The following is a 9,493-nucleotide window of genomic DNA, read 5'->3' on the forward strand; positions in this document are numbered from 1 at the left end:
TCGCCGGCTTGTCTTATGCCTGTCGCCCCCGGGAAAAATTGAACTGCATTTTTCCTTGGGCAAGGCGCTTACGCTTTTCTTAGTTTATAACAGTTCGGACAATAAAGAAATAAAAACAGCGGGAATCAGCTGTCCCGCTATTAACTACTTAGTGACCTTTTTGATGTAAACATGTAATTGCGGTGATGAAAACGAATACTGTAGACAATCCCCATTGCAAACATATTGCCCATTAACGAACTGCCCCCATAGCTAATGAAGGGTAAGGGAATTCCTGTTATCGGAAGGACCTGAATGGTCATACCGACATTTTGAAAAACATGAAAAGTTAGCATGGAAATGATTCCTGTACACACATATGTATTAAACGGATCATTCGTATCTAAGGCAGTTTTGATTAAATGATAAATTAATAGGAAAAATAGTCCAATGACAATACTCCCGCCTACAAATCCATACTCCTCACCAATTACGCTGAAAATAAAGTCTGTATGTCCTTCGGGAATGTATACTTCCCGATTTCCAAAGCCCTTTCCAGTAATCAAACCAGACCCAATGGCACTTAAGGATTTCAATAGGTGATAGCCCGAGCTGCTTGAATGATTAAACGGGTCGAGCCAAGCATAAATGCGGTTAAACTTGTATTGCTGTACATGTAAATATTTTTCCAGGATATCCGGTCTTTGCACGACTAGATAAATAATGAAAGCGCCAAGTGAAGCTCCAGTACTAAACAGGGGTAATATGATCTTCCATGTGATTCCCGAGACTAGAATGAATCCAACTAAGATGGATAATAAGACGAGAGAAGTGCCCAGATCATTCTGCTTCATAATAAAGAAGATAGGAACGAATGTGGTGATTCCCAATTTAAGCAATAACCAAAAGTCACTTTTAAATGTTTTCTCCAGATATTTCTCCTGATGCTTGGCTGCGACCGAGCTAAGAGCTAAGATTAAAAACGTTTTCACAAACTCTGAAGGCTGAATGGAGCCAACAGGAGTGATAAACCAACTTTTTGCTCCGTTTCTAATGGGCGCAATACTTTCAGGAGCAACCAATATGACTATAAGTAAAAGAATTCCAAATCCGTATAAATACCAAGAAAGCCTCCTATATTGATAACCATCGAAAAGGATTGTAATGGAAATGATGGCGGCTCCAACTATATACCAAAAGGTTTGTTTGGCTAAGAAATTTTCATCGTATTGTCCAGCACTTTGTGCACTATAAATTCCTACACAGCTAACAAGGAAAAATAGAAACAGAATTAATGTTAACGTCCAATCAAAGCGATCTACTTTTTTTGTGAAATTGTCCATATGCCACACCCAATTTTATCTGTTTGTATAGTGATATGCTAACAAAGAAAAGATTTGGTAACAATATATTTAGGAAAATTATTACAAGATGTTAACTATTATGACGAATCTGCTAGAGAATAGGTTTCAAAAAAATAAAGCACGATTTTAAGACCGTGCTTACAGAAGATAATTAAGGAACATCGTTGCAATTCCAAAGTACGTGAGCAGTGAAAAAATATCATTAATCGTCGTAATTAATGGGCCAGAAGCGACGGCAGGGTCTATATTTAAACGGAATAATATGAGCGGAATAATGGTACCAGCCATGGTGCCAATAATGAGAGTAAAGAAAAGGGAAACACCGACGACTGCACCTAAGATAAAGCTTCCCTGCCAGATATAGGCAATAATTGAAATGAGGATCGCGCAGGTAACGCCAATTGTCACTCCAACACCGAGTTCCCGCAAAACTAAGCGAGCAATGACTCCTTTATCTATATCGTGTGAGATAAGGCCTCTTACGACTACTGCAAGTGATTGAGTACCGGTATTCCCCGTCATCCCAGCAATCATTGGCATGAAAAAGGCAATAGCGACGACCTGATCCAATGTGTTTTCAAAACTGCTGATAATGCTCCCGGATATGAGTCCAATAAATAATAGCAAAATAAGCCATGGAAGCCTTCTGGCTGCAGCCACAAGTGTTTTTGTATCAAAGTCGATGGATTTCCCAGAGGCTGATAACTTTTCAATATCTTCATTTGCTTCCTTAATGACGACATCAATGATATCATCAACTGTTACAATACCAACTAGCACATTTTCTTCATCCACTACCGGGATGGCAAGGAAATCGTATCGTTCCGTCATTCGGGCTACTACTTCTTGGTCGGTGGTGACAGAAACTGAAATGACACGTTCATACATAATACTATTAATTTTTTCATTAAGATCCGCCATCAGTAAATCTCGATAGGAAACAACACCGACAAGCTTCCTCTCTTCATCAACAACGTAGAGGTAGTTAATCGATTCAGCAAACTCCGCAAACGTTTTTAACTTATCAACAGCTTCTCTGACATTATAATAACTTCGAATCCACACAAAACGATTGGTCATCATTCTTCCAGCAGTTTCAGGTGGATAATTCATGATATTGGTTACCGCTTTAGACTCCTCTACCTTCATACCAGAGAGCAGTGACTCTTTTTTCTCTGGTGATAGTTCATCCAGGAGTAAGGCTAAATCATCATTGTCCATTAAATCAAGGACTTTGCTGGATTTCTCAATTCCAAGTTTATTTAATACTTCAAGCTGTTCTTCTTTTTCAAGCTCCTGCATTAAGTCAGCAAGTACGTCAAAATTTAAGAATAAAAGAAATCGAAGTTTATGCTTTTCCGGTAAATCCTCGTATATCTTTGCCGTGTCATATGGCTGTAATTCTTCGAGGATTGTAATAAAGTCAGTCTTTTTGTTTTCTTTTAGTAATTTAATAATATGGAGAGTTATTTCATCCTGCGTCATATCTTTAATCATCGTATACGCTCCTTTCTAACGGTGCGTTTTTACACTCTATACAAGTATGTTAGAAAATGTTTTGCTGATAAAATGCCAATACTAGTAAGGAGTTTAAAAATAGTATGTGTTATTCGTAAAATAATCAAGCTAACTGTTTCAAAAGTATCACAAAAACCTTTAGAATTGTAAAAGAATTGAAATAAGCTATTTGGACTATTAATGATAAAATGATGAAGGATTGGTTAAGATTAGTGAGCATTTTTATGTAGTACGTTCTAACTCATTAACATAGATTTTATTTTTCCTGATCGGGGGAGTTTGGCTTTGAAAAAGCATCATCCAGACATACGGGATCTCGTTTATGTCCATCTAAATCAAAATGATCAGTATGTACTGTCTTACGGTATCGAATTTGCCGAATTTGCTGCTGCTTTTTCCGGCGTTTTAAATCCGTTGCTATTATTAAAGCACCACTATGAAGATGGTGACTTTAATATGCATACACTGCTCGAATATTGTCCTGAGGATAAAATCAAGAAGCTTGCTGCCGAAGATATATATGGCTACGGAGATTTTTGCTGGATTGACTTTGTTGAAGAAGAAGGATTAAATGAACTCACAGGGCAGGAAATAGCGGAATTGTTATATTTGGGTCATCAGAAGCAGCATTTAAAACTTCCCTTTTATAATAAGCTTGGTAATCGCTTTGTTTATTTAGCCCATGATGATGGTTTCTTTAATAAAACATATTATCGAAGTTTTAAGGATTTTTTTCAACTCTTAAGTCAAGCCCTTTCAAGTAAGTTAGGAGAGTTAAAGCTTGAAAAGTCAATCCTTGGAATTAGGAAAAAACGTCTATATCCACCGATAAATAAGGAAATTCTCCTATCTCTAACCCCTTTTATTAAGGAAGGTATCTGTATTTCCTTACGAGATGTGGATCATCAGCGAAGCAGGCTGGAAATCCCTATCTGGGTGATAGGCGACTTTGCCTCAATGGATGACATGTACGAGGAATATGAACAAATTTCTGGTGAAAACTGCCATGCAAAAATCATCTTTGATAAGAAAACAAAAGAATGGAAGCTAACCGTAATCTAATCTCTCCATTTAGGTGGAGAGATTTTATTTGTGTAAGGTATAATAGGAAGTTTTTAACCAAGCTGTAGGTTTCATAAAATAATAAAAGTGATAAAATAAAATCGTGAAATGCGAAAATGGAGGTTTAGTATGAAAACAAAAATTGGTTTATTGTACGGGGGGAAATCCGCCGAACATAAAGTATCCTTACAAACAGCACTTGCGGTAATAAAAGCGCTTGATCTTGAAAAATATGAAATACATCCGATTTACATAAATGTAGAAGGTCAGTGGATAAAGGGACCACAGCTTACTGCACCTGTAGAAAACGTCAAAGCATTAGAATTTTCAAATGAAAATCAGTTAACCCCTTTATCATTAGCACCAACCATCTTCCAGAACAGCGAACAAACTGAAAACGAACACCTAGATGTAATTTTCCCACTGCTGCACGGGCCGAATGGTGAAGATGGAACAGTACAAGGATTATTGGAGTTATTAAACCTTCCGTATGTTGGGAATGGTGTATTAGCCTCTGCGGCGGGTATGGATAAGGTAATGATGAAAAATGTGTTTGCTCAAGCAGGGTTGGCACAGGTAAATTATGTTGCCTTTATTAGAACAGAATGGGAAAAGGCGAAAGAATCTGCCTATACCAAAGTGGAAGAGAAACTCGGGTACCCTTGCTTTGTAAAACCGGCTAACCTAGGTTCAAGTGTTGGCATTAGTAAATGTACAAACCGAGCAGAACTTGAAGCGGCCTTCGTTGAGGCGTTTCAATTTGATCGTAAAGTAATCATTGAAGAGGGCGTAATCGCCCGTGAAATCGAAGTGGGTATCCTTGGAAATGACGAACCAAAGTGCTCTGTAGCCGGTGAAATTGTTCCAAAGAAGGATTTTTATGATTATAAAGCGAAATATGAAGATGGTGATACGGCATTAATCATTCCGGCAGATGTTTCCGAGGAAGAATATCAACAAATAAAGGAAATGGCCATTCAAGCCTTTAAAGCGCTGGATTGCTCAGGACTTGTTCGTGCGGACTTCTTCTTAACAAAAGACGGTAAGGCTTTAATTAATGAAGTGAATACAATGCCGGGTTTTACACCTTTCAGCATGTTTCCGCTACTATGGAAACATACAGGTGTTGAATATCCACAATTGATTGAAACGTTAGTTAATCTTGCAAAAGAAAGACATGCAGAAAAACAAAACATTAAATACACTTTCTAAGAAATTGACACGGCAGGGTGCCGTGTCTTTATTTAAGGCTCTTTTCTTAAACCTTGTTGCTTTTTGTATACAAAATTAATGATTGTGCTGTGTATTCGAAAAAAAAGCATAATTATAAGAAAAGAGCCTGCAAACTAAATTCATAGGCGCAAAATAACTATTTCCACGTTAAAATCGGCTTTAAGATTTTAACAACAAAAGTTTCGAAAACAGCCCTATTTAAAATTCACAACTAACTGGAGGTTTGAAATGATAAAAAGAAATCTAAAGCAGATATCAGATATGATAGCTGTTAAAAATGATATTACCTCATTTGTTGAGATAGAAATTACCGGTGTTTCCATTGATTCTAGAAAAATTGAACCTGGTAATTTATTTATTCCTTTTAAAGGGGAAAGCTCGGATGGTCATAAATTTGTAGAGGAATCGCTTAAAAAGGGCGCAGGTGCTGCATTGTGGCAAAAGGATGTGCCCAATCCACCAACACACTTACCTATCCTTATTGTTGAAGATTGTTTAGTTGCCTTGCAGGAATTGGCGAGAGAATATCGCAAACAATTACCAGTAAAAGTGGTAGGAATTACCGGTAGTAATGGAAAAACCACCACAAAAGATATGACAGCATCCCTCTTATCCACCACTTATAAGGTACAAAAAACAGAAGGAAATTATAATAACCATATTGGATTGCCTCTAACCGTTTTAGGTTTAGATAAGGATACTGAAATTGCCGTATTAGAAATGGGAATGAGTGGAAGAGGAGAAATAGAATTTCTCACAAAACTTGCTTCTCCGGATGCAGTTGTAATTACAAATATCGGAGAATCACATCTTCTTGATCTTGGGTCAAGAGAAGGAATTGCCGAAGCTAAGCTTGAAATTTTGCATGGGTTAAAAGAGGGGGGACTGGCCGTCCTTCATGGCGATGAACCACTTCTTATGGAACGAATAAATAAATATAAAGGGAATGTTAAGGTTCTAACATTTGGAAGAAATAACCGGAATGACTTTTATCCTACAGAAGTCATACAGTTAGAACATGGCAATAGGTTTACGATCAATGAGTCCTCAGAAAACTTCGAACTTCCTGTATTAGGAACTCATAATATATTAAACGCACTTGCTGCGATGATCATTGCTAACCACTTTGATGTGCCATTTACTAAAATGAATGAGGGCTTAGCAAACGTTAAACTCACCAATATGAGGATGGAGCTCGTCGAGGGGAGTCATGGTGAAAAGATAATCAACGACGCCTATAATGCTAGTCCAACCTCAATGACGGCGGCAATTGAACTGGTTTCAAACCTAAAGGGTTACCAGAAAATCATTCTAGTTCTCGGTGATATGCTAGAACTAGGTCCTCAGGAAGAACAATACCATCAACAAATTGGTGAGGGATTGAATCCGGGTAAAATAGATTTGGTCTTTACCTTTGGAAAGTTAGCAGAACACATAGCTGAAGGAGCACGTTCCGCTTTAGGGAAACACAGAGTTTTTTCCTATAGTGACAAAAATGAGCTGATTAAAGTGTTAAAGCAGCATGTAAATAACGAATCATTAGTTCTGGTAAAGGCTTCAAGAGGAATGAGATTAGAAGAAATTGTTACAGCATTACAGAATAAGTAAGGATTTAATACCCAAAAATAAGACCGTATGCTAAATGCTGTTAATGGAACACTAAAGAAAAATATTCTTCAAAATAAAGCAGGTGAAGAGAATATGATTGGCTGTTTATGTATTCATGGCTTTACAGGGGCACCATATGAAGTAGAGCCTCTTGCTGAGTATTTAAAGAACCATACAGACTGGATATTCAGTGTCCCGACTCTTCCTGGCCATGGCGAAAATCTTTCACTAAAAGGTGTCCAATATCAACAGTGGATCGAACATGCAGAGAACGAATTAAAGAAATTAATTGATACCTGTGATCAGGTCTATGTGATAGGATTTTCCATGGGTGGTATGATTGCAAGTCTTCTAGCTGCAAAGCACCCGGTGGACAAGCTTGTACTACTTAGTGCAGCTGCCTATTACCTAAACCCTAAACAAATGGCAAGTGAAATTAAATCAATGATTTTGGATTTATTAAAAGGAAACTTAGAAAATAATGAATTTTTTCAGCGATATAAAAGAAAAATAAAAGCAACTCCCATAAAAGCGACTTTACAATTTCGCAGGCTTGTTTCTTACATTAAACCACTTCTTCCTCAAGTAGAAGTGCCAACACTGATTGCACAGGGGGAATGTGACGGAATCGTCCCTCCTAAAAGTGCAGAATACTTATATCGTACAATTAGCGCTAAAACAAAAAGGCTTACGTATATCAAGGATTCTAGCCATCATATTTGTCATTGTGAGGAAAAAGAGGCCCTTTTTTCCCAAGTGTATGACTTTTTGATGGAGAGGTAATTGCCGATATGGGACCGTAAAAAACGCATTAATTGCAATAAGCTTGTAATAGTGTTATGATTATCTGCAACGTGTCTAAAGAACGATGAATAAAGGGCATACTCCTTGAAGGAGAATGTCTTTTTTTGGTAAAATATAGATGTTACCTACTTGCGGCATTTTGATGCGTGTCTAGCTGCAGCGCCTAGGGCTCGACCGCTTCAGTCCAACGATGAAGTCACATGTGACTTCACCGACAGGCCCTACAACGCTTTTCGCCCCTAAGCAAGACGCTTTCCGCATTTCTGAGTATCGGGCGAAAATATTCAGCACTTTAAAAATATTTTCACATAGATGAAGGAGAATGAAAACATTGACAAAGTTTGAAGATTTAGGCCTAAGTCAGGCCACTTTAGAAGCTGTCCTCAAAATGGGTTTTGAGGAAGCAACACCAATCCAGGCAGAAACTATCCCAATGGGGCTTGCAAACAAGGATTTGATTGGGCAGGCTCAAACAGGAACAGGTAAAACAGCTGCATTTGGAATTCCTTTAGTTGAAAAGGTTGATGTAACCAAGGATGCCATCCAAGGAATCATCATTGCACCAACTCGTGAGCTTGCGATCCAAGTATCAGAAGAGCTTTATAAAATTGGATCAGGAAAAAGAGTCCGCGTTCTATCCATTTACGGGGGACAGGACATCAGCCGCCAAATCCGTTCATTAAAGAAGTTTCCACATATTATTGTTGGTACTCCTGGACGTGTACTGGATCATATAAACAGAAAAACAATGCGCTTAGATACAGTTAATACTGTTATTCTTGACGAAGCAGATGAAATGTTAAATATGGGATTCATTGAAGACATTGAAACCATTCTTGCTTCTACACCGGCAGAGCGTCAAACTTTACTTTTCTCAGCAACAATGCCAGCTCCGATTCAAAGAATGGCAGAAAAGTTTATGAAAGACCCACAAATTGTCCGTGTCAAGATGAAAGAAATGACTGTACCGGCGATTGAACAATTTTATCTTGAAGTGATGGAAAAGAATAAATTTGATGTCTTAACAAGACTTCTTGATATTCAATCACCAGAGTTAGCGATTATCTTTGGACGGACTAAACGCCGCGTCGACGAATTATCCGAAGCTTTAACCTTAAGAGGTTACACAGCTGAGGGAATTCACGGAGATTTAACGCAGGCGAAACGTATGCAGGTCCTTCGGAAATTTAAAGAAGGAACAATTGATGTATTAGTGGCAACGGACGTGGCAGCAAGGGGTCTAGATATCTCTGGCGTAACCCATGTTTACAACTTTGATATTCCACAAGATCCTGAAAGCTATGTCCACCGAATTGGACGTACAGGACGTGCTGGTAAATCAGGTATGGCCCTAACATTCATCACACCACGTGAAAAGTCTTACCTATCTGTTTTAGAAAGAACAACGAAACGCAAGATGGAAAGAATGACTGCTCCTACACTTGATGAAGCATTAGAAGGTCAACAACGAGCAGTAGTGGATAAGATTGTGCAAACAATTGAAGGAAATAATCTTCAGTATTATAAAAGAGCTGCTCAAGAATTACTTGAAGAGAATGATGCTTCAACTGTCATTGCAGCTGTTTTGAAAATGTTAACAAAAGAGCCTGATCAAACACCGGTTAAGTTAACAGAAGAATCACCAATGCATTCTAAGAGGGACAGAAAGCCACAAGACCGTGACCGTAGAAAAAGAGATGACAATAGAAGCTATAATTCTTCACGTGGTGGCGAACGTGGTGATCGCGATCGTAAAAAGGCACCTGCTAAGCCAAGAACAGGTGAAAAGCGTACATCAGGAAAACCAAAACCAAGAAGCTTTAACAGATAATCAGCATCAAAATCAGCATGGACTATACGTCCATGCTTTTTTTGATGCCTTTTCACGTAATGGTGGGGGAATGGGGTTAGGCAGATTCAAAATT

General features: G+C 38.2%; 7 protein-coding genes. 5 read left to right on the forward strand and 2 right to left on the reverse strand.

Annotation, left to right across the window (positions count from 1 at the left end):
• Positions 1–140: 140 nt before the first annotated feature.
• Positions 141–1,322, reverse strand: coding sequence for an FtsW/RodA/SpoVE family cell cycle protein (locus CHI06_RS24950; protein ID WP_095251300.1), 1,182 nt, complete (start codon positions 1,320–1,322; stop codon positions 141–143).
• Positions 1,323–1,481: 159 nt separating this feature from the next.
• On the reverse strand, positions 1,482–2,840 hold the full coding sequence (gene mgtE / locus CHI06_RS24955) for a magnesium transporter (protein WP_095251302.1): 1,359 nt from the start codon (positions 2,838–2,840) through the stop codon (positions 1,482–1,484).
• Between the two features lie 306 nt (positions 2,841–3,146).
• On the opposite strand from mgtE, the gene CHI06_RS24960 reads away from it, so the two are divergent.
• The 5 genes from CHI06_RS24960 to CHI06_RS24980 all read left to right on the forward strand — a co-directional run bounded on the left by CHI06_RS24960 (position 3,147) and on the right by CHI06_RS24980 (position 9,399).
• A complete protein-coding gene (locus tag CHI06_RS24960) occupies positions 3,147–3,923 on the forward strand; it encodes a hypothetical protein (RefSeq protein ID WP_095251304.1) in 777 nt (258 codons plus the stop codon).
• A 129-nt stretch (positions 3,924–4,052) separates the two neighbouring features.
• Positions 4,053–5,135: a D-alanine--D-alanine ligase gene (locus CHI06_RS24965; RefSeq protein ID WP_095251305.1), complete on the forward strand. Its 1,083-nt coding sequence runs from the start codon at positions 4,053–4,055 to the stop codon at positions 5,133–5,135.
• Positions 5,136–5,384: 249 nt separating this feature from the next.
• Positions 5,385–6,764 (forward strand): UDP-N-acetylmuramoyl-tripeptide--D-alanyl-D-alanine ligase, encoded by a 1,380-nt coding sequence (locus tag CHI06_RS24970; RefSeq protein ID WP_095251307.1) that lies wholly within the window; start codon positions 5,385–5,387, stop codon positions 6,762–6,764.
• Between the two features lie 93 nt (positions 6,765–6,857).
• Positions 6,858–7,547 (forward strand): alpha/beta hydrolase, encoded by a 690-nt coding sequence (locus CHI06_RS24975; RefSeq protein ID WP_095251311.1) that lies wholly within the window; start codon positions 6,858–6,860, stop codon positions 7,545–7,547.
• 352 nt (positions 7,548–7,899) lie between these two features.
• Entirely contained in the window at positions 7,900–9,399 is a 1,500-nt protein-coding gene (locus CHI06_RS24980; protein WP_095251309.1) for a DEAD/DEAH box helicase, read from the forward strand.
• Positions 9,400–9,493 lie beyond the last annotated feature (94 nt).

The sequence above is a fragment of the Bacillus sp. 7884-1 genome (assembly GCF_002272245.1).
Classification (GTDB): Bacteria; Bacillota; Bacilli; order Bacillales; family Cytobacillaceae; genus Neobacillus.